Source organism: Microbacterium aoyamense (assembly GCF_023155855.1).
In the GTDB taxonomy this organism is placed as follows: domain Bacteria; phylum Actinomycetota; class Actinomycetes; order Actinomycetales; family Microbacteriaceae; genus Microbacterium; species Microbacterium aoyamense.
Genome location: NZ_JAKNUT010000001.1, coordinates 58,019 through 75,574, shown reverse-complemented (window position 1 = coordinate 75,574; position 17,556 = coordinate 58,019). Strand labels below are relative to the sequence as shown.

Annotated in this window: 27 protein-coding genes; 2 read left to right on the top strand and 25 right to left on the bottom strand. The window is 67.5% G+C overall.

What is annotated here, in order from left to right:
• Positions 1 to 213: 213 nt before the first annotated feature.
• From MA876_RS00610 to MA876_RS00540, 15 genes are all read right to left on the bottom strand, one after another.
• Positions 214 to 666, bottom strand: coding sequence for a hypothetical protein (locus MA876_RS00610; RefSeq protein WP_248145008.1), 453 nt, complete (start codon positions 664 to 666; stop codon positions 214 to 216).
• Positions 663 to 1,163: an NUMOD4 motif-containing HNH endonuclease gene (locus MA876_RS00605; protein WP_248145006.1), complete on the bottom strand. Its 501-nt coding sequence runs from the start codon at positions 1,161 to 1,163 to the stop codon at positions 663 to 665. The genes MA876_RS00610 and MA876_RS00605 overlap by 4 nt, the downstream gene beginning before the upstream one ends.
• A 92-nt stretch (positions 1,164 to 1,255) precedes the next feature.
• The gene (locus tag MA876_RS00600) at positions 1,256 to 2,008 is read right to left on the bottom strand and encodes an IPT/TIG domain-containing protein (protein WP_248145004.1); all 753 of its coding nucleotides are present in this window, start codon (positions 2,006 to 2,008) and stop codon (positions 1,256 to 1,258) included.
• Between the two features lie 44 nt (positions 2,009 to 2,052).
• Positions 2,053 to 2,463 carry a hypothetical protein gene (locus MA876_RS00595; RefSeq protein ID WP_248145001.1) on the bottom strand — a complete coding sequence of 137 codons (411 nt, stop codon included), beginning with the start codon at positions 2,461 to 2,463 and terminating at the stop codon, positions 2,053 to 2,055.
• A complete protein-coding gene (locus MA876_RS00590; RefSeq protein WP_248145000.1) occupies positions 2,456 to 2,821 on the bottom strand; it encodes a hypothetical protein in 366 nt (121 codons plus the stop codon). Before MA876_RS00590 ends, MA876_RS00595 begins: the two co-directional genes overlap by 8 nt.
• A gap of 9 nt (positions 2,822 to 2,830) precedes the next feature.
• Positions 2,831 to 3,178, bottom strand: coding sequence for a hypothetical protein (locus tag MA876_RS00585; RefSeq protein ID WP_248144992.1), 348 nt, complete (start codon positions 3,176 to 3,178; stop codon positions 2,831 to 2,833).
• Between the two features lie 9 nt (positions 3,179 to 3,187).
• Positions 3,188 to 3,604, bottom strand: coding sequence for a hypothetical protein (locus tag MA876_RS00580; protein WP_248144990.1), 417 nt, complete (start codon positions 3,602 to 3,604; stop codon positions 3,188 to 3,190).
• A gap of 1 nt (position 3,605) precedes the next feature.
• Positions 3,606 to 3,938 carry a Rho termination factor N-terminal domain-containing protein gene (locus tag MA876_RS00575; protein WP_248144988.1) on the bottom strand — a complete coding sequence of 111 codons (333 nt, stop codon included), beginning with the start codon at positions 3,936 to 3,938 and terminating at the stop codon, positions 3,606 to 3,608.
• A 64-nt stretch (positions 3,939 to 4,002) separates the two neighbouring features.
• Positions 4,003 to 4,350, bottom strand: a complete 348-nt coding sequence (locus tag MA876_RS00570; protein ID WP_248144986.1) for a hypothetical protein — start codon at positions 4,348 to 4,350, stop codon at positions 4,003 to 4,005.
• Between the two features lie 82 nt (positions 4,351 to 4,432).
• Positions 4,433 to 5,632, bottom strand: coding sequence for an SU10 major capsid protein (locus MA876_RS00565; RefSeq protein WP_248144984.1), 1,200 nt, complete (start codon positions 5,630 to 5,632; stop codon positions 4,433 to 4,435).
• Between the two features lie 36 nt (positions 5,633 to 5,668).
• The gene (locus MA876_RS00560) at positions 5,669 to 6,493 is read right to left on the bottom strand and encodes a hypothetical protein (RefSeq protein ID WP_248144982.1); all 825 of its coding nucleotides are present in this window, start codon (positions 6,491 to 6,493) and stop codon (positions 5,669 to 5,671) included.
• Positions 6,494 to 6,836: 343 nt separating this feature from the next.
• Positions 6,837 to 6,989, bottom strand: coding sequence for a hypothetical protein (locus tag MA876_RS00555; RefSeq protein ID WP_248144980.1), 153 nt, complete (start codon positions 6,987 to 6,989; stop codon positions 6,837 to 6,839).
• Complete coding sequence (locus MA876_RS00550) at positions 6,986 to 8,905, bottom strand: phage minor capsid protein (protein WP_248144978.1); 1,920 nt, start codon at positions 8,903 to 8,905, stop codon at positions 6,986 to 6,988. The genes MA876_RS00555 and MA876_RS00550 overlap by 4 nt, the downstream gene beginning before the upstream one ends.
• Before the next feature lie 155 nt (positions 8,906 to 9,060).
• Positions 9,061 to 10,731 (bottom strand): phage portal protein, encoded by a 1,671-nt coding sequence (locus MA876_RS00545; protein ID WP_248144976.1) that lies wholly within the window; start codon positions 10,729 to 10,731, stop codon positions 9,061 to 9,063.
• A gap of 10 nt (positions 10,732 to 10,741) precedes the next feature.
• Positions 10,742 to 12,076: a PBSX family phage terminase large subunit gene (locus MA876_RS00540; protein ID WP_248144974.1), complete on the bottom strand. Its 1,335-nt coding sequence runs from the start codon at positions 12,074 to 12,076 to the stop codon at positions 10,742 to 10,744.
• Positions 12,077 to 12,105: 29 nt separating this feature from the next.
• On the opposite strand from MA876_RS00540, the gene MA876_RS00535 reads away from it, so the two are divergent.
• Entirely contained in the window at positions 12,106 to 12,270 is a 165-nt protein-coding gene (locus MA876_RS00535; protein WP_248144972.1) for a hypothetical protein, read from the top strand.
• A 34-nt stretch (positions 12,271 to 12,304) separates the two neighbouring features.
• Here the strand turns inward: MA876_RS00535 and MA876_RS00530 are convergent, their stop codons facing one another.
• Positions 12,305 to 12,799, bottom strand: a complete 495-nt coding sequence (locus MA876_RS00530) for a helix-turn-helix domain-containing protein (protein ID WP_248144970.1) — start codon at positions 12,797 to 12,799, stop codon at positions 12,305 to 12,307.
• A gap of 246 nt (positions 12,800 to 13,045) precedes the next feature.
• On the bottom strand, positions 13,046 to 13,195 hold the full coding sequence (locus tag MA876_RS00525; protein ID WP_248144968.1) for a hypothetical protein: 150 nt from the start codon (positions 13,193 to 13,195) through the stop codon (positions 13,046 to 13,048).
• A gap of 181 nt (positions 13,196 to 13,376) precedes the next feature.
• Here MA876_RS00525 and MA876_RS00520 point away from each other — a divergent pair, with 181 nt between their 5' ends.
• On the top strand, positions 13,377 to 13,619 hold the full coding sequence (locus MA876_RS00520; RefSeq protein ID WP_248144966.1) for a hypothetical protein: 243 nt from the start codon (positions 13,377 to 13,379) through the stop codon (positions 13,617 to 13,619).
• 134 nt (positions 13,620 to 13,753) lie between these two features.
• Here MA876_RS00520 and MA876_RS00515 read toward each other — a convergent pair whose 3' ends face one another.
• Genes MA876_RS00515 through MA876_RS00480 form a run of 8 tightly spaced genes read right to left on the bottom strand, consistent with a single transcriptional unit; the run spans position 13,754 to position 17,486 of the window.
• A complete protein-coding gene (locus tag MA876_RS00515) occupies positions 13,754 to 14,374 on the bottom strand; it encodes a hypothetical protein (protein WP_248144964.1) in 621 nt (206 codons plus the stop codon).
• A 26-nt stretch (positions 14,375 to 14,400) separates the two neighbouring features.
• Positions 14,401 to 14,601, bottom strand: a complete 201-nt coding sequence (locus tag MA876_RS00510; RefSeq protein WP_248144962.1) for a hypothetical protein — start codon at positions 14,599 to 14,601, stop codon at positions 14,401 to 14,403.
• Positions 14,598 to 14,867 carry a DUF3039 domain-containing protein gene (locus MA876_RS00505; RefSeq protein WP_248144960.1) on the bottom strand — a complete coding sequence of 90 codons (270 nt, stop codon included), beginning with the start codon at positions 14,865 to 14,867 and terminating at the stop codon, positions 14,598 to 14,600. Before MA876_RS00505 ends, MA876_RS00510 begins: the two co-directional genes overlap by 4 nt.
• A complete protein-coding gene (locus MA876_RS00500; RefSeq protein ID WP_248144958.1) occupies positions 14,864 to 15,094 on the bottom strand; it encodes a hypothetical protein in 231 nt (76 codons plus the stop codon). Before MA876_RS00500 ends, MA876_RS00505 begins: the two co-directional genes overlap by 4 nt.
• The gene (locus MA876_RS00495) at positions 15,091 to 15,531 is read right to left on the bottom strand and encodes a hypothetical protein (protein WP_248144956.1); all 441 of its coding nucleotides are present in this window, start codon (positions 15,529 to 15,531) and stop codon (positions 15,091 to 15,093) included. Before MA876_RS00495 ends, MA876_RS00500 begins: the two co-directional genes overlap by 4 nt.
• Positions 15,515 to 15,832, bottom strand: a complete 318-nt coding sequence (locus tag MA876_RS00490) for a hypothetical protein (protein WP_248144954.1) — start codon at positions 15,830 to 15,832, stop codon at positions 15,515 to 15,517. The genes MA876_RS00495 and MA876_RS00490 overlap by 17 nt, the downstream gene beginning before the upstream one ends.
• The gene (locus MA876_RS00485) at positions 15,829 to 16,611 is read right to left on the bottom strand and encodes a hypothetical protein (protein ID WP_248144952.1); all 783 of its coding nucleotides are present in this window, start codon (positions 16,609 to 16,611) and stop codon (positions 15,829 to 15,831) included. Before MA876_RS00485 ends, MA876_RS00490 begins: the two co-directional genes overlap by 4 nt.
• Positions 16,608 to 17,486, bottom strand: a complete 879-nt coding sequence (locus MA876_RS00480; RefSeq protein WP_248144950.1) for a hypothetical protein — start codon at positions 17,484 to 17,486, stop codon at positions 16,608 to 16,610. The genes MA876_RS00485 and MA876_RS00480 overlap by 4 nt, the downstream gene beginning before the upstream one ends.
• Positions 17,487 to 17,556 lie beyond the last annotated feature (70 nt).

Below are 17,556 nucleotides of genomic sequence, written 5' to 3'. Positions count from 1 at the left end.
GCGTCTGATCGAGATCCGGGATCAGGCCCGACTGCGCGAGGTCGAGCTCCACCTCGCCGAACAGCTCCGGCCAGATGAGGTCGAGCAGGTCGCGGGCCGTGAGGTCGAGCGGGCCAGGTGCGGCGGCAGCGCGTTTCAGGGCAGCGGCGCGCTGCTCCTTCCACTCCCTGGGGTAGAAGTACTCCGGGTAGACGCCGTTCTCGTCGGGCCTGCCTAGACCGAACTGGGCGATGTCGGCTGGCTCAAGAGCCCCAGCCGGCGCGACAGCGCCCCCGTCGCTTTTAGGGTGCCTGAGAGACCCTCACCGCCCTCGATGTACGCTTTCACGCCGTCGAGGCCGAGGATGGTCTGCCAGAAGAACGCGGGCATGATGACGGCTTCGGCTTCGTCCTGGGAGAGCTCGTTGCCGATGCGGGCGTAGTTGAGCTGCTCGGCCTCGGGGACCGGCTCCCAGAGTCCGGTGAGCGAGTTCTGGCGGGCGCCGTCGACGGCCATGATCAGCGCGTCCGTCCACTCCTTGGCCTTGTTCTGCCCTGCGGCGACACCGAGGTAGGTGTTCGTGATCTGGACGCCTGCACGCCCCGGGAGGGGACGGACCACGATCGGGTCCATCCCCTCGAACGGGGTGATGTGGAGGTCTCTGCCAACTTTGGTGGCGGTGGTCACGCTGCGGCCTTTCGGATCGAGTACGCCCGCTGGTGGGCGTTGGTGCAGGTGCGGCACTGGCGACGCGGCCGCTTTGCACCGTCTGTCGCGGTGTAGGTGCCGTGGTAGGTGTTCTCGTCGGTGAACGGATGACCGCGTTTGCACATTGTCTGCGAGGCAGTCGGATGCACCCCGTTGGCGACAGCATCGAACATGTTGTCGCTCTGAGTGCCGTGCACGAGGTTCCGCGCGGCGTTGTTGCGGCGGTCGTCGTCGCGGTGGCGCACGAGTTGCCCGGGCGGGCATTCACCGATGAAGGCGCGTGCAACGAGGGTGTGCACGTTGCACGTGAGAGTGCGGCCGTCGCGTCGTAGGCTCACCGTCGCGTAGCGGCTGAACGTGGCTTTGAGGACTCTGTCGGTCAGAAGCGAACGGACTCGGCCGAGGTCTGAGACCTCGTAGCGACCCTCGAACCCTCGTACGGGCAGCCAGGACTCAGAGTGGGTACGATCGGTCACGTCGACTCCTAACCAGTCGGCCATGCCCCCGGCCTGTTGACGCAGGTGCGGGGGTCTCTCATGCGAGCGTACGAGAGACCCCCGACACCGACTTAGGCGGCTGTATAGGGGAACGACGCCGAGGCGCCGGCCGCGTTCGTGACGATGATCGCCGCGGCGCCCGACACGGACGCGGGGATGAGCGCGACGAGGGTGTTGTCGTCCTCGATGCGGATCTTCGTCACGTTCTGCGAGTCGATCGTGATCGCCGTGACGCCCGTGAACTTGTAGCCGCGGATGAGGATGAGGTCGCCGACCGTGAGGCCCGACGGCGACGCCGACTCGATGATCGGCACCAGGCTGCCGGCGAGCGGCGAGGTGATCTTCGGCACGACACCATCGCTCGCGAGCGTGAACCGAACGACGCCCTTGTCGGCGAAGCCGGTGTTCGCCTCCGAGTACGCGACAGAGAACTTGCCCTGCAGCACCGGCATGGTGTCGTCGAGCGCGTCCGTGAACAGCTGGAACTCGCGCTTGTTCGCCTCGCCCTCGGAGAACGCCGCGTTGACGAGATCCTTGAACCACGCCTGCGCTGCGACGATCTGCTTCGTGACGGGATCGCGGACGACCTCGACGTCGAACGTCGGCGCGTAGTTGTAGCCGATCACGTCCTCGCTGGTGCGGCCCTTCTGGCCGTACACCTCGCGTGCGACGGTGATCTTCGTCGGGTTGAGGGCGAGGTTGTTCACGTCGCCCGTGATGTTCGTGAACACGCCCGACACCTTGAGTCGGATGAGTCGCTGGTGGGCGAGCGCCACGGAACCCACCGAGGGCGCCATGGTGTCGTAGATGGTGGTGTCGGCCATGGCCGTCCTCCTCTGGTTGGATGCCGGCGCTTCCGGCGCGGTTCCTACGGCCGGCGGCCGCGGAAGTGGTAGGTCGCTGCGACCGCTGAGCGGCCCTGCGTGTCGGGGTCGAAGTCGAGTGCGGAGAACTCCCACGCCCACGAGATGCCGAGCACGTTCGGCGTGTACTCGGTCTGATCGAGGACCGCGCGGAGGTCGGCGGCCCACTGGCGGGCGACGTTCGGTGAGCCTTGGCGGCGCGTGTAGATCTGCGTGCGGTAGACCATGTCGGCGCGGCCGTCGGGGATTGGCCGGAGCGCGGTGAGGAGCGTGAACTCGTCGATGGTCGGCATGATGCCGTCGAGGCGGATGCCCTTCGCGGGGATCGACCCCGTCGGCTGGTAGACGGCGAGATTGGCGGTGTGCAGCAGCTGCGCGATCGCGCGGTTCAGGATGATCTCGGGTGCGTCAGCCATCGAGCGCCGTCTTCGCGATGATCTGCCCGAGTTCGGTCTTATTCTCCATGGCAGCGTTCTCCACCCACTTGCCCTGCGCGTTCGGGTTCTCGTCGGTGGAGAAGTTGTACTCGGGGTGCTCGTGGAGGCGGGCCGCGTAGGGCGTGTCGACGACGAGCGCAGCGCCCTCGTCGGGGTCGCTCGCTGGTTCCACGGAGTGCGCGCCGGCGAGTGTGCCGATATCCCAGGGGGATCGGTCGACGGCGAGCGTCAGGAGTCGCTGCGCCGCGAGATCCTCGCCGCGCATGACACGCTCCGCGAGCTGGTCGCCGAGCGCCGCGAATCCGCCCTGCAGCGTGACGTTGATCCGAACACCCACAGCGGCCTCCTACTCGAGGTACAGCTCGACGTGATTCGGGGTGCGGTGGTTGTACATGCCGAGAGCGGAATCGATCACCTCGGATGTGCGCTCCCGCGGGGTGCCCTTCCACACGGTCACCTTGGTCCGCGGCCGCAGGTCATGCTCCGGGAGCAATACGACCGTGGTCGACGAGGTGATCTCCTGCCCGGATGTTGCGGAGGTGGAGCGCCGGTCGACCTTCAGGCGGCTTTTCTGCTCGGCGTACGCTGGCACGTCCGGGATCGGCGCGCCCCACAGGTCGCCCTCCGCGCCGTCACCAAGGAACGGGGTGACGGTGACCCGGTGCGGCAGGTGCTTTCTGCGTAGACGCGGCATCCGGTCCTCCTACGAGTGAGCGACCGCTGAGCCAATGAGGCCGGCGTTCGTGAGGATGTCGATCGCCTTGTCGCCGATGCGCTGCGCGAGCTTGTCCCGCTCGGTGAGCCCGCTCTTGCCCGACGAGGTCGTGCCGAGCGACACGGACAGGATCGACACGGCGCCCGACGCGGCATCCACGCCGCGCGGGTCGTCGGTGTCCTGCCAGTGCTCGACGATCGCGCACGTCGCCTCGGTGAAGGCGTCCGAGATCGTCTCGTCGGTGGGGAAGCCGTCTTCGTCGGTCGTGTACGACGCGCGGCGGGTGAGCTTCTCCACCTCGACCGACGCCGACCGAAGACGCTTCGCGATCAGCGTCGTGTCTTCGACGGGCTCCTCGGCGACCTCGTTGTAGTCGTCGGGGGTCGCGTATACGCGGATCGTCATGTCAGTCCTGGCGGCCCGGTGCGGTGAAGCTGCCGTCGCCGTTGTCGACGCTGCCGGGGATCGGCTGCGCGGGACGGGCGGCGAGGATGTCGACGATCTCTTCCTTGGTCGCCTTCGACGGGACAGCGATGCCCTCGGTCTCGGCGATGTCGAGAAGGTCCTTCTTCGACAGCGTGGTCAGATCGATGAACGTCTCGACCGTGAAGCCGTGCTGACGGAGCGCGAGCTCACGTTCGGGGTGCAGCTCCTCGACGCGCGCGGTGCCGTCGATGAACTCGAGGCCAAACGCCTCGACGCGGCCGAGCTCTGGCCGCGGGTGCTGGATGTGCAGCATGATGTCTCCCTCGTGTGGTGCTGTGGCGCGGCGGAGCGGATCACGCCGCGCCACAGCCTGCGAGCTACTGAAGGGTGCCGGACGCTTCCGCGGCGGCGGTGCGCTCCTCGATCACCTTCGCGATCGCGGCGAGCTTGGCGTCCTTCTTGGTGGCGTCGCCGAGGTCGATCTCGAACTTCGCCGCGAACTCGTCGATCTGCTCGTGAGTCCACTTGTCGGTGGGTGCCTCGACCTCGACCACCTCGACGGTGACGATCTCGTCGTCCTCGCCCTCGATGGTGAAGCCGTTGTCCAGGAGTGGCCCGCGAGCCTCCTCCTCGAGCGCGGCGAGCTCGGCGACACCGTCCGTGAAGACGAGACCGGAGTGCTCGCCCGTGAAGTCGGCGTCAGGGTGCTTGATGGTGAGCGACATGATGACCTCCTGCAGGTTGTCGCGTGGGTACTGCGGGGTTGGTGGGCCGGGGCGTGTGTGACCCCGGCCCACCGGGAAGGGCTTACGCCCAGACGGGGTCCACAGCCAGGCCGCGGATGATTCCGTGTGCGCGCTCGTTGCCCCACTCGAGGCCGACCTCGCCGTAGAGCTGCTCGCGGTGCGACGCGCCGATCTTCGCCAGAGGCTCGGTGAAGAAGTGGCCGTTCTCGCCGCGGAGGAACTTCGGCTTGAGCTGCGACAGCGTCGAGACCATGAACGCGTCCGCCGGCATCCACCGGTTGAGGATCACGTTGAACACGCCGAAGTCGGACATGATCGTCGTGAGGTTGACGCCGCCGACCTCGCGCGACTGCTCCTGGTACTGACCGAACGCCTTCGCGTAGGCAGTGGAGAGGCTGCGCTTCTGGCGCGGGCCGACGACGATCGAGGCGGTGTCGTTGCCCAGTCCGCCGGACTGGAACACCTTCTCGAACAGCGCGTCGTACGTGTCCTTCACAGGACCCGATGCGGCGCCACCCATGAGCTTCGACACCGAGACCGTCGCGGTGCCGATCGTGATCGCCGCGCCGCCCTTCGTGGCCGAGACCTTGAAGGCGTTCGTCGACTTCTGCACGACGTAGTACACCCGGTCGAGGCGGACGGTCGTCGAGGCGCCCACCGAGGTGAAGCGGATCGCGTCGTTGTCCGCGAGCGGGGTGGACGTGTGCGTGACCGTGTCGGTCGATGCCGACAGCGACGCGTACGCCGTGCCGAGATCGATGACGTTGGTGGAGATCGCCTCGATCAGGCCACCGGTGCGCCGCTCGGTCGTGTTGTCGACGGGCACGTTCTTGCGCCCGAGGAGGAACGACAGCTCGATGTCGACGGCCTTCGCCTTGAGCGCGAGCTCGAGCTGGTGGTCCATCTCGTTGGTGACCGGGTTGGTCTGGTCGTTGTTCACGCCCGAGGTCTGGCCGGTGGCCGCCTGCTTCGTGTACGACACTTCGACGGTCTCCTGGTGGATCTCGACGACGTTCTTCACGTTGCGGCGGACGCGGTGGTCCGACGTCTGGGCGTTCGCGCCCTCGAGGCGGGAGCGGTTCTCCTGCGAGTTGCGGAGGTCCTCCTCCTGCCACTCGAACTCGACCGACTTGACCTCTTCGCCGCCGGTGAGGCCACCGATGGTCGAGAGGATGGGCGTCTCCGACGGGCTCACCTGGAAGAGCTCGCCGACGAAGTTGGGCAGGTTGTAGGTGGTCCCCTGCCCGGTGATTCCAGCCATGCTGGCCTCCTTGGGTTGTGCCGCGGGTGCGGCGGGCTATGCCCCTTGCGCGCGTCTCGCCGCTGCGATGGCGCGCTTGAGGCGGATGGTCGCGGAGAAGTCCTTCGCTTCCTCGGCTGCCTTCAGCTGAGATTCGAGGGTTTCCACCGTCGGGCCCGTGTGATCGCCGGCACCTGACCGGGCGGGGGGCTGTTTGAGGGCGGCGTTCGCCTGGAGCGCCTTGGTGATCTCCGCCGTGATGGCGGCCTGATCGGTCGGTTCTACCGACGCGATCGCGGTCTTGAACTGCTCGTTGGTGAGCAGAAGTGGGATGTTCGCGCCGAGCGGCGCGCCGAGGATCGCGACCTGCAGTGCGACCTGACCGGCCTTCACCTGCGCGGCGGCTGCGGTGAGAGCAGTGTCCTTCTCACCGACCTTCGATGTGAGGTCTGCGACGCTCGCCTGCAGCTTCGCCGGGTCGGTCTCGACCTGCTCGCCGCCGCCGAGCGCCTTCGCGATGTTGCCGAGGATGTTCTTCTCGGCCGCGGCGACAGCGTCGGCGATCGCCGTGTCGCGCTTCGCCTTCTCCTGCGCCAAGTCGCCCTTGACGTTCTGGATCAGGTTCCACGCCTTGTCGGGGTCGAACTTCGTCGGGTCGTCACCCCACGGGGGCTTCGCCGCGCCGTCCTTGTTCGCGTTGGCGTTCGCCGCGGCTGCAGCTGCTTGCGCGGCCGCTGCTTGTGCGGCGGCGTCTCCGGCGCCCGCTGCGCCGTTCTCACCGTCGAAGAATCGGATGCCGGCCACGTCGAAGCGGGTCGGTCGGGTGAGCGCAAGGCCGTCGCAGTTGCGGCGCGCGAACGCGGTGTGCTGGATGGTGGTCATGGTCTGCTTCTTCCCCCGGGCCTGCCGGGATCGGTGCGCCTCACCCCTGCGGTGAGGACGGAGGGCCGTGTGCCGACGCGCAGGGTCGACGGCACACGGGGATTGAGGGCGACGGTCTGACTCACCGCTTCGAGGCGGCGCTACCAGGCGGCACGGTTGAGTGACGTGGCGTCGCGGCCGGGCGCAGGTCGTGTCTCGCGTGGAAAGGTGCACGCGCTCATGACGCTGGGGACGTCATCGACAGCCTTCGCGGGGAGCACATCCACGGCCCCGTGAACCGTGGATCAGAAGCCGCGTTGACGCCCGGACATAGGTGGACCCCGCGGAGCGCGGGGCGGGAGGATCAGTCGACGGTCGTGTCGGCTGGAAGCTGGCCGCGGATCACCGCGAGGTGCGCGCGGGCGCTGTCCTCGGTCTCGCCGTCCTGGATGAAGGCGGCGATGATCTCGGCATCGGTGGCAGTCTCGACGTCGTCGAGGGACAGCGGCGTGATCACTTCAGCAGCCCCTTCCCTCGGAAGATCTCGTCGATCGCGGATGCGACAGGTTCGAAGTCCGTTGTACTCCACTGTCGCGACACGATCCAGGGCGACTCGCTCGCGCGGAACGCGGCGAGCTCCGCGAGCATCACCTTGTCGGCGGAGCGGGTCGCGATGTACTGCGCGTACGAGCGGCCCCATAGCTCGACGGGACTCATCAGGTAGTCGATGTGCTTGACGATGTCGGCCGGCGTCAACGGGTCGGCCTTCAGTGCCGCAAGCGCCCGATACGAGGCGGTCTCGGTGACCTTCGCGAGCCAATCGCGCGTGACGTTCTCCGTCATGAGCCGCGACTCGAAGTTGCGGGTCGTGGTGCCCAGCAGCTGATGGTCGAGGTAGTGGCCGATCTCGTGCGCGAACGTCAGCCGCGGCGATGGGCCGTTCATGCTCATCTGCAGGCGTGATGCGCCACCGCGATAGACGCCGTTCACACCGGGCGCGAGTCGCGCCGTCTCGACGGGCAGATGCCGGAGGCCCGTCGGGATCGTGTGGACGCGGGCGATCGATGCGCGGGCACCATACACAGCAGCGCCGAGGTCGGTGTTCTTCTTGATGCGAATGTCGACGCTCGTGCGCGGTGCCGGCGGCTTCGGGGCTGGGGTGGCGCGGATGGGTCCGCCGCGGCCGTCGGAGAAGTGCAGCTGCTCGCGGTAGGAGCGACGCTGCCGTCCGGTGTCGCGGACGAACTCCCGCATCTGCGCCTGCGCTTCGCGCACACCAGCGGCGGCGCGTGCCCGGTCGGTGTCGTTGAGTGCGGTCGCTTCGAGGCGCTTCGCCGCGCGGATCTCCCGCTCGAGGCGACGCTGCTCAGCGCGTTCCTTCTCCGCCTCAGGGTCGTATGTCGTGTCATCCTGCGGGACGGTGAGCCCGGGCAGGTACGGCACGAGACGACACCGGCAGTTCGGATGTCCCCAGCCTGCGTTCCTGGCGCCGTCGACCGTTGCGGCGACCTGCACGGTCACGCTGCTGTCGTTCGTCGCGTGGGGGAGCGTCACCGGCCCGGCGGGTGTGCCATCGGTCGAGAGGATCTTCCCGGCCCAGGCCGCGCACTTCTTGCACGAGTCGAGGCCGCGTACGACAGTGACGAGGTTCACGCCCGACTGCTGCATGCGCCACACACCCGCGTCGTTGTACGCACGGTTCACCGACGTCCGGCCGGCCATCTCCGCATACGCGCCGATCGTCCAGCGGCGGCCCGAGCGGTCGACGAACGCGGGGATGCCCTCGGCGAGGAACCGCTGCACCGCGGCGGCCTGCTGCGTGCGCGACGTCGTGATGCCGAGGAGCGTGTTCGGCGAGTGGAGGGCGATGATCCGCTGGTAGGCGTCCTGCGGGAAGCGGGTGATCCGCTGGTTCAGCACATCGAGGCGGTTCTGCAGCGACAGAGCCACCATGGCGACCGCCTGCGAGCCTGCAGAGGTGAGTGTCGTCGCCGACGTCGCCGCAGCGCCGCCGAGGAACGGCAGCGGAATAACAGCCGCCGGCACGCGAGACGCGAAGCCGAGCTGTGCGGCTGCCGCGGCTTCACCCTCGCGGGCAGCGAGCTCGATGATCTGCTGCACCATGCCCGACAGGCGCAGACGCTCCTGCGTCGCGACCGCGAGGCTCTGCAGCTCGCGGACAGCGACGGCGCGGTGTGCGGCGAGTTCCGCGAGGATGCGGTTCTGCCTGCGACGTTCGGCGACCGTCAGCCCGCCGGGTGCGATCGCCGTCGGCAGCTTCGATGCGAGCTGCATGTCTCGGGCGGCGCGCTTCGCGATCTCGCGGATCAGCTCATCCTCAGCGTCGCGGTACATGCGGGCGAGCTCGACGGACAGCTGCTCGATGATCTCCTCGACGGACTCCGCGTCAGGGTTCGGGACGAACAGCGCCACGGTTCACCGCCGATCTTGCGAACTGATCCGTCCGTTGTGCGCGAGCGCGAGATCCCGGAATAGCGGACACTCGTCGAAGTCGCCGTGAGCGAACGAAGCGACAGTGCAGATGCGGCCGCGCGCGTCCGTGTACCAGCGCTGAGAGCCGGAACCGTTCACTGCTTGGCCTGGTCGATCTCGTCGTCGCTCTGGTCGCCGCCGTCGAACGTGCCGGGGTCCGGGATGAGCGCGGCTGCTGCCGACTTCTCGTCCTGGATCGCCTTCACCTCGGCGTCGAGGTCGTCCTCATCCCAGTCGGGGCGCATCGTGCGGACACGCTCCTTGAGGGATGCGATGCCCTCCTGCAGCGCGGCGATGCGGGTCAGCTTCTCCGGGTCCGCCTGAGACACGGGAGCGAAGACGACGTCGGGCGCGACGGTCAGGTCGCCGAGGTCACCGTCACCGCCGAACACGGCCTTGTCGATCTCCAGCGCGACGAGAGCCCACTTCGACAGTGCGGCGCGGGCGTACAGCGCCTTCTTGTCGCGGGTGCGCTCGGAGTCGCTGAGGTCTGCGGTGACTTCGGTGGCGGTCATGGCGCCGCGGCCGTCGTCAATGCCGAGGTGCGATTCGCTGTAGCCGATCGTGGAGGCGATGCGGCGCAGCAGGCCCTCGAACGTCTCGAGGTGCTCCTGCACGCGAATGTCGAACTGCACCTGGTCGACGAGGGCCGAACCATCCGCCGACTTCCCGAGCGCAGCACCCACAGCGGTGAACACCTGACGGTACGTGTCGAACTTCGCGCCCTCGCCGGGCTTGCCGGACAGCTCGAGCGCGTCCTCACCGATGATGAGACGACCCTGGCCGTTGTCGACGTCGCGCATCAGCGACGACCACACCTGGTCGACCTTGTCCAGGAGATCCTGGATGCCGTCGAGGTCGGAGCGGCCGAGGTTCGCGAGCGGGCCCAGCTTCCGCCAGTCCCGCACCGGGCGGGCGTTCGGCATGTACACGACCGCGAGACGGTCCGAGCCGGTACCGATCCGCACAGACAGGGGCAGCGCGCCGGGGTTGGCGATCGCCACCGCGAGGTCGGACTCGTTGCGCAGCTGCTCGTAGTGCGCCGTCTCCGGGCGGGATGAGATCGGCACGAGCGCGCCGAGCGTCTTCTCCGTGCCGCGGTACAGTGCGTACTCGATCGTGCCGGGCTCGTGGGTCTCGACGAGACGGAACACCTCGTTGCCGTCGCGATACTCCGACCACAGGCGCACAGACGCGAGGCGACCGTAGCGGAACGTGGGGATCGCGCAGTCTGCGGCGTACGCCTTCGGGAAGACGTGGTCCGAGACTGTGGGGTCCCAGGCGACCGCGAAGTACGAGCCGCCGAGAGCAGCCGCGTACTCGCCGAGCAGCAGCATCTCAGCGTGCGCCTCATCGGTGCCGATGATCGCGTCGAGACGGTCCTGAGCCTGGTGACGCCACTTCGTGACCGTCTTCGACTCGTCCGCGTCAGCGGCCGGCGTCTCCGCGCTGTCCGGCTTACGGAAAAGCACCTGAGGTGCCTCGCCGAACAGCAGATCGGAAGACAGCGTGCACAGGTCGGCGGCGAGCGGCAGATGCATCTTCATGCGCTGCTCGTCGACCTCGACAGGCTGACCCCACCACCACTTCGACAGGGTGCCGAGCACGCCGCCACGGAACGAACGCCCGTTTACGATGTGCGTCTGCGGGCCGCGGCCGCTGTAGATCTCCGAGAGAGTCTGCGTGTCACCAGCCCACCAGGCGTCGAGCTCCTTGAACCGAGCGAACGCGATGTCGAACGGTTCCGGAGGCCAGGTGTCAGCCATGACGCTCCTCTCAGGCGGCGAGCTTGATGTAGCGGCGCCAGACGTTCTCGGTGGTGGTGACGTCGTATCGGCCGGCGTCGATGCTGTGGTCCGCGATCTTCAGCGGCTTGTCTTCGCCCTTTTCGGTGGCCTTCGGGTCCCACGCGTAGCCGGGTGCTTCCTTGATGAAGCCGGGGCATCCGCGGTTCGGGTTCGCGTCGGTCGGGGCGGCGACGAGGAGGTGGCCGGAGGCGATGAGGGATGCCATGAGGCGCAGACCGTACAGCACGTCGTTGTCGGCGTCGGTCGAGGTGATGCCGTGCGTCTTGCGCAGCTCCACCTTGAACGATGCGGCCGACGGGTCGATGATCGTGAACCGCGGCGCCAGCTTCGACTGAGTGGAGGCGGGCAGGTGTCGATCGTTGAGCCACAGCATGAACGCACGGCCGAGCTCGCCGTCGGTGAGCTTCTGCTGCGCAGCCTTCGAGTCGTGCCGGAACTCGTCGACGAAGAACAGGCGCGGTGTGGGGCGGCCGAGGCGGTCGATCTCTGCCGAGACGCCGAGGATGATCGCGGCGGTCGGGTTCGTCGTGCCGTAGTCGAGCGCGACGGCGATCAGCTCGCGCATCTCGGGGAGCTTGTCCCACGGGATCGTGTGGATGTCGGGGTCCCACATGTCGAATACGGCGCCCTCGGCGGCGACCCACAGGCCCTGAACGAACCGCTTGTGCCAGAGGCCTGTGAACTCAGCCTTGATCTGGTTCTTGTAGTCCTCGGTGAGTGCGGGGTTGTCGTCGAGCTGGAAGTGCCAGGAGCGCCAGCCGGCGAGACCCGCGCCGATCCGGTCGAGAAACTTGACCTTCAGCCAGTGTGCGGGGCTGTCAGGGTTCGTGGTGCCGAAGAGCTTCGCTCCGGGCGGGCTCATGCGGCCGAGCAGCTGGGTGAAGAACTCCTCCGGGATGACCGTGACCTCGTCGACGTAGGCGAGAGCGACGGTGAGACCGCGGAGCACCTTCTCGGACTTCGCATCCGATGCGCCCAGCACATGAACAGTGCGACCGAGGATGCGGCCCGTGGGAGCGCCGGCCGTGTAGTGCACGAGCCGAGCGAGCGGGCCGAACAAGCCAGCATTCATCAGCGGCTCGAACACGTTGCGGTACGCGGAGTCGCGTGTGCGGGCGATCACAACGATCACGCCGCCCTTGGCGAACAGGACCGCCATGAGGAAGCGCAGCAGGCTAACGATCGTCTTCCCCGAGCGGATCGCGCCCTCGAAGATGTTCACGCGAGCCTTCGACTCACGCAGCGACCGCATCTGCTGCGGGCCGAGAACGTCGGACTTCTCGTCCTGGTCGACGTCGCTCATCGGCGGTACCACCTGATCGGCATCACCCGTTGGTCTTCGCGGACCGGTGCGTCGTGCTCGAGGACAACGACGCGAAGGTGCTGGCGGATGCCTGCCCACTTCCCGCGCTGCTGCACGCGGGCTTCGACGACCTCGTACGATCGGCCGGTCTGCGTGCGGATCATGTCGCCGGGGGCGAGGACGAACAGTCGTGAGTCGACGTACAGGCCGACAATCGCTCCGGTGGGGCTAGGCATCTTCGTGCAGACCGAGCTCGAGGATCAGGTTCATCAGCATCGACTCGGCCTCAGCGACGCCCTCGTCGTCATCGTCATGGATGAGCTCACGGGCGTCCTTGAGCGCGAGCGACGCCGCTCGATGCAGGTTCAGCAGGTCACCGGTCGGCGCACGGTCGAGAGTGTGCTCCTCGTACGTGTTCTCTTTGCCGCCGAAGTTGAACGCCAGGAACGGCTGATCGATCGCCACCAGATGATCGGCGGCCTTCGCGAACAGCTCGTCGATGAGCTCGAGGCGTCGGACCTTCAGGTCATGTGCTCGAGCAGCCGTCGCCGACGCGGTCGCAGTGGCCCGATCGAAGGTGAGTCCCTCGTCCTTCGCGATGCCGGAGACCGACGACGGAGCGATACCAAGCTCACGGGCAATGGCGTTCCGCGGCATGCCCTCGCCGATCAACCTGATCGCGCGTGCGCGTACGACAGCCTCGACCGGGCGACCTTGGGCCATGGTTCACCTCGATCGTGCGGCGCCTGTCCGCGTTCGGAGTGTCAGTCGATGGTGTCGAGGTCGTTGCTGAGTTCGTCGCAGCAGACGAGGCCGGGGAGTGTGCGGGAGCCGCAGTGTTCGCAGGTCATCGGCGTCTCGGTTCTCTGCAGTAGCGGCACAGTTGAGCCCAGGGGCTGACGGCGGGGCCCAGGCCTTGCTGCCAGGAGTGGATGCCGACGATGCAGAGCCAGCGGAAGCCGAGTGCCATCAGCGGGTGAGCTTGAGGCGACGGCAGGATTCGCAGGTGCTTGCCTTGTGGATCGCCGGCATGTCGCAGTGGGTGCAGATGCGCAGCGCGGGGTTCCGGCTGGGGATCATCGAACCGCCGCATGCGCAGGTCTTGGCGGTGAGCGTCATCGCGCACCTCCTCTCACGAGTGGCCCGCCGTCCATCGTCGCTCCGAGTGCACGGCCGTGCCGCGAGGGCCGGCGCTTGCGCGTCAGTTGTGAGCGTGTGGCGGCGGGGCAGAAGGACCCGGCGCCCTGGGGAAGACGCCGGGAGAATGGCGGAGCCCCTCCATAGGCTGGAGGCCCCGCGCATGGGGCTCGGCGAAGGAGGGGTTGAGATGGCAAAGCGCGTGGTGCTGCACTATGGCGGCGAGAAGTTCGAGCTTCCCGCGAACCAGGCTGATGCACTGGAAGGCATCGAGGACGAGACGGGGACGATCTCGCTGAATGCTGGCGGTGGGAAGTGGATCACGTTCGTCGCGGGCCCAGGGATTCCGGCGCTGCTGGAGACGTGGGATGAGGAAGAGGTCGACGTGCTCGACACCATCCGCTGACGGAAAGAGCCCCGGCGCCTGGGGGAAGGGTGCCGGGGCTCTGACGTTCTCGGGGTGGGCGCAGTGCTCCACCATCTACAGATGATCGTTGCGGGTTTCGCGAATAAACGCCAAGACGCAGCCGGCGTTTCGCGCTAGAGCAACGCGGCCACGACGGCGGAAACGGACAGGGCGAGGGAAAGGGCCGTGGCGATAAGAGCCACGGTTACCAAGCCTCGGCGATCGGTGCGATCCACCGCTCTGATCTCGGCGACAGGAATGTCGATCAGCGGACTGCGGACCGTTACCGACGGCCTCCCATCGGTCACCGCAGAGAAGGCTCCTGTTGCGCGCTTTCGGATCAATTGGGGGTCGATTCTGGCGACCGTGGCCCCGCCGTCGATATCCTGATCTGCCCACGTGAAACCGATAGTTGAGTTGGTCGTCGTGCTCGTGTCAGTGACGAGCATTGGGGGGTTCACTTCGAAATCGAGCGGGTTGTCGTCGTCGAATGCGGATGTGGCGATGTCGGCGCGGCTCGCTGACTCCACCGCGACTGTGAGGAGGTACGGGTCTTGGAGCTCGACGTCGCCGCGCATCACTCGAAGCTTCGCGTGAGCAGCGCCGTCGCGGATGAGTGGAACTGACTTGACGGTGTAGCGAATCTCCCTCTTCGCGAACTGCCGCCGGTAGGTCCGCCAGGCGAAGTAGAGCCCCGCGAGGCTCGCAACCGCAGCGAGGGCGCCGACTGCACCCCAGAAGATTCCCCAGTCCATGCACTGAAGATATCGGCGGACGGGATTCAGCGTCGATTCGGGGTTCCGCGAGGCCGTCCGCGCTTCACTTCGGACTCGATCCGCCGGACTGCTTTCGCGAGAATCTCCGTCACGCCGTGCGCGTTCACGCGGGTCGCGAGGCGGCCCTGATCGATCCAGGCGTAGATGCGGGAGCGGTGGCGGCCGACGAGCACGGATGCCTCGGCGATCGTGATCCATTCCTTCACAGCACCAGGCCCTCGTGTGCGGCGCAGCGCGGGTTCCCGGCGTTGACCATGCAGGCGTTGCAACCGTAGATCTCGGCGCACGTCGGGCAGACGGGGAACTTCGCGAAGTCGCGGGTCGGTCGCCACGTCTTACCGCATAGCGCTGTGATGGCGACTCCGTCGAAGACCGCGCGTTCGATGTCGGTCTTCTTCGCAAAGTGGGCGAACAGGTCGTGTTCGCCGGCCTCGGTCGTCGTGGTGGTCTTTTCGAGGGTGTCGGTGCTCATCGGAGGATGCATCCCTGGTGTGGGTTCGAGTGGGTGCCGCACTTCGTGCAGCATCGGCTGGCGTGCTCGTCGAGCGCCCGCCGGTACTCGGGGTACTGGTCGGCCTGCCATTCCATGGTCGCGAGCGCGCGCAGGTGCTCGTCCTCGATCGAGAGGATGGCGGCGAACTCCTGCACCTTGGCGAGGTCGTCCGGCGTCGGCGTGCCGCCACACATGAACGCGGTCATAGGGTGGCCCTCGCAGTTTCCCAATCGCCAGCCGGGACCGCCTTGCGTCGGCGCAGGATCGTTCCTCCCCACAGGTTCGCGAAGTGCGCGGCATCCGCGAGCTTCGACCAGACCTCAACCCGATCCTCGACTGTCCGGCCGTACTCCCACTCGGTCGCAGCGGTGGGGCCAGCGCGACGGAAGCCAAGAGCCCTGACTGTCGCAGTGAGCTTCGGGATGAGATCGTTCGATTCGAACGACACACCCGCTTCGTACAGCGTGCGGTAGAGCGCTTGAGCGAGATCGTAGGCATCACGTTCGGTGAGCAGGTCGACGCCTGCCTTGCACTCAGGGCACTCCTCTGCCGCGTGGTTGGCGTCTCCACCGTGCGTCGCTGCTCGCGCTCGCGCGGCGTCGATCGCCTCGCGGATCGCGTAGTCCTCATCCTGCGTGACCATCGGGAACCACCTCCCACGGGCCAGCGGGGCGACGGCGGACGATCCGGTCGGCTGCGAGGTAGCTCTCCGAATCGAGCTCTACCTCGGCGGCGTCGTGCGTTTCGAATACCTCGGCACCGTCGGTTGTCCAGCCGTCGCCCTGGGGATAGGCGATGCTGTACTCCCACCCGCCCGTGGGCGGGGTTCCGATCGTCAGGAGCGCTGCGCGAGCTCGATCGAGCGCGTCGATCATCCAGCCACGATCCTCGAAGTCTCCCTTCGCGATTTCGTCGGCGAGCTCGAGGATCACCTTGGCGGTCATGATGCGTTCCTTTCGATGAGGTGGGCGGGGGTCTGGATGGTGTACAGCGAGCTCGTGCGCTGATGGCAGTCGCACGGGCAGGACAGGGACCGGCAGCGGTCGTGGTGGCCGTGCTCGCACGCCTCCGACCCGTGCCAGCGTTCGGCGGCGTCGTCGCGGATCTTGTCGAGCTCCTCGCCGCAGTTCTCGCACTCGACGACCGTCGCGCCGCGGACCTTCCGCTTCCGGTTCTCGAAGAGGGCGAGTTGACCGCAATGGGGGCAGCGAACCCGTTCGAGCTGCAGCGGCTTCGACTCGACCTCGACGGACCGGAATGCGCGCTCGGCGGAGTGAGCGAACATGATCGCGTCGCGGGCGCCGGCCTCCGTGTGCACCCAGGCGTCGAGTGTCGCCCCGGCGCGTGAGCGGAGGAGGCGTGTGCACTCGTCGAGCAGCAGCATCGTCAGCGGCAGGTTCGTGTAGCCGTCCGGGGTGGAGCCCTTGATGCCGCCGCCCTCGGCGCTCACCGCGCGGCCCTCGGTCTCGACGACGAGGCGAGCGAACCGCGGCCACTCCAGCTGCGCCGCCTCGACACGCTCCCAGCACCAGTTGCAGAGGAAGCCGTGGTCGGCCTTGCGGGGGAGGCATCCGCCGCATGTCGGCTCGCCAAGCTCGGCACCCTGATGCTCCGCGATCGCCCGGTTCACCTCCCGGTCGGGGCAGAGGATGCCGTGCTTGCCGCGGATCGTGCAGCGTCGGATGCCGGGGATGCCGGTGTTCGTGATGCAGAGGATCGTCATGCCGCGGCCCCCGGAGGTGTCGAGATCTCGTCGAGCACGGCCTTCAGGCGCTCTGCGACAGTGTTGGCGCGCTGTATCGCGGACACGATGTCGTCGGCGATGTCGCGGCGATCACGCCCTGCGACCTCGGCGAGTATGCCGCGGGCGACGGTCTCGGCGTCGAGCTGCCATGCGAGCCCGCGGAACGCCTTCGGTGTGTCGTCGCCGTATTCGGCGAGTCGGTCGATCTCGGTCAGCACGTTGGTCACTGTCAAGCGGTTCGACCGGTACGCGCTCTGCCCCTCGTCGCCGAGCACCTGGCTGAGCCGAGTGATCTCGCGCGACTGCTCGCGAACCTTCTCGCCGAGCCGATCGGCCTCCTTGTGCCAGTGCGCGCGGTCCGCCTCGGCTGCGACGTCGGCGTACCCGACACGGGCGAAGATCGTGCCCCAGGCCTCGGCGAGGATTGAGCGGTCAGGCTCGAGCTTCGGTGCGTCCCGCACGATCGTCATGAATCGATTGCGGCTCGGCGGGAGCATGATGCCCCACTCAGGCGGGATCGGGATGCCCTCGATGATCGACGCGCTCGAGATCACCAGCCACCAGCGGTTGCAGTACCGCATCCACGCGTCGGCCTTGTGCGGGTCGGCGACCTCAGCCATCACGTCGGCTCGATTGACCTTGATCTCGTGACCGATGATCGTGCCCCGGCCGCCGGTCGTGATCGGCAGGTACAGCGCGTCGGCACGGCGCAGGCCGTGCGGCGCCTGGATCTCGGAGATCAGCCGGCCACCTGCAGGCTTCGACGGCGGCGGCGCGTAGTGCTTGTCGAGCAGGTCGAGCATGTCCTTCGCAGTCCGCCTCGGCGCAGGCTTCTCGAGTCCGGGAATTGTCATGGTGTTCACCTCTCGCTGTTCGGGTTGCTCAGCGCCCAATGCGCGAGCCGAAGAAGGCCGACCGTGCCGA

Excerpts from the sequence above, each read along its gene's own strand:
- MA876_RS00585 (WP_248144992.1), bottom strand. The coding sequence starts at position 3,178 with ATGCCGCGTCTACGCAGAAAGCACCTGCCGCACCGGGTCACCGTCACC.
- MA876_RS00565 (WP_248144984.1), bottom strand. The coding sequence starts at position 5,632 with ATGGCTGGAATCACCGGGCAGGGGACCACCTACAACCTGCCCAACTTC.
- MA876_RS00580 (WP_248144990.1), bottom strand. The coding sequence starts at position 3,604 with ATGACGATCCGCGTATACGCGACCCCCGACGACTACAACGAGGTCGCC.
- MA876_RS00505 (WP_248144960.1), bottom strand. The coding sequence starts at position 14,867 with ATGAGCACCGACACCCTCGAAAAGACCACCACGACGACCGAGGCCGGC.
- MA876_RS00570 (WP_248144986.1), bottom strand. The coding sequence starts at position 4,350 with ATGTCGCTCACCATCAAGCACCCTGACGCCGACTTCACGGGCGAGCAC.
- MA876_RS00595 (WP_248145001.1), bottom strand. The coding sequence starts at position 2,463 with ATGGCTGACGCACCCGAGATCATCCTGAACCGCGCGATCGCGCAGCTG.
- MA876_RS00520 (WP_248144966.1), top strand. The coding sequence starts at position 13,377 with ATGGGGCTCGGCGAAGGAGGGGTTGAGATGGCAAAGCGCGTGGTGCTG.
- MA876_RS00560 (WP_248144982.1), bottom strand. The coding sequence starts at position 6,493 with ATGACCACCATCCAGCACACCGCGTTCGCGCGCCGCAACTGCGACGGC.
- MA876_RS00515 (WP_248144964.1), bottom strand. The coding sequence starts at position 14,374 with ATGGACTGGGGAATCTTCTGGGGTGCAGTCGGCGCCCTCGCTGCGGTT.
- MA876_RS00480 (WP_248144950.1), bottom strand. The coding sequence starts at position 17,486 with ATGACAATTCCCGGACTCGAGAAGCCTGCGCCGAGGCGGACTGCGAAG.
- MA876_RS00540 (WP_248144974.1), bottom strand. The coding sequence starts at position 12,076 with ATGAGCGACGTCGACCAGGACGAGAAGTCCGACGTTCTCGGCCCGCAG.
- MA876_RS00545 (WP_248144976.1), bottom strand. The coding sequence starts at position 10,731 with ATGGCTGACACCTGGCCTCCGGAACCGTTCGACATCGCGTTCGCTCGG.
- MA876_RS00495 (WP_248144956.1), bottom strand. The coding sequence starts at position 15,531 with ATGGTCACGCAGGATGAGGACTACGCGATCCGCGAGGCGATCGACGCC.
- MA876_RS00530 (WP_248144970.1), bottom strand. The coding sequence starts at position 12,799 with ATGGCCCAAGGTCGCCCGGTCGAGGCTGTCGTACGCGCACGCGCGATC.
- MA876_RS00525 (WP_248144968.1), bottom strand. The coding sequence starts at position 13,195 with ATGACGCTCACCGCCAAGACCTGCGCATGCGGCGGTTCGATGATCCCC.
- MA876_RS00490 (WP_248144954.1), bottom strand. The coding sequence starts at position 15,832 with ATGACCGCCAAGGTGATCCTCGAGCTCGCCGACGAAATCGCGAAGGGA.
- MA876_RS00600 (WP_248145004.1), bottom strand. The coding sequence starts at position 2,008 with ATGGCCGACACCACCATCTACGACACCATGGCGCCCTCGGTGGGTTCC.
- MA876_RS00575 (WP_248144988.1), bottom strand. The coding sequence starts at position 3,938 with ATGCTGCACATCCAGCACCCGCGGCCAGAGCTCGGCCGCGTCGAGGCG.
- MA876_RS00500 (WP_248144958.1), bottom strand. The coding sequence starts at position 15,094 with ATGACCGCGTTCATGTGTGGCGGCACGCCGACGCCGGACGACCTCGCC.
- MA876_RS00485 (WP_248144952.1), bottom strand. The coding sequence starts at position 16,611 with ATGACGATCCTCTGCATCACGAACACCGGCATCCCCGGCATCCGACGC.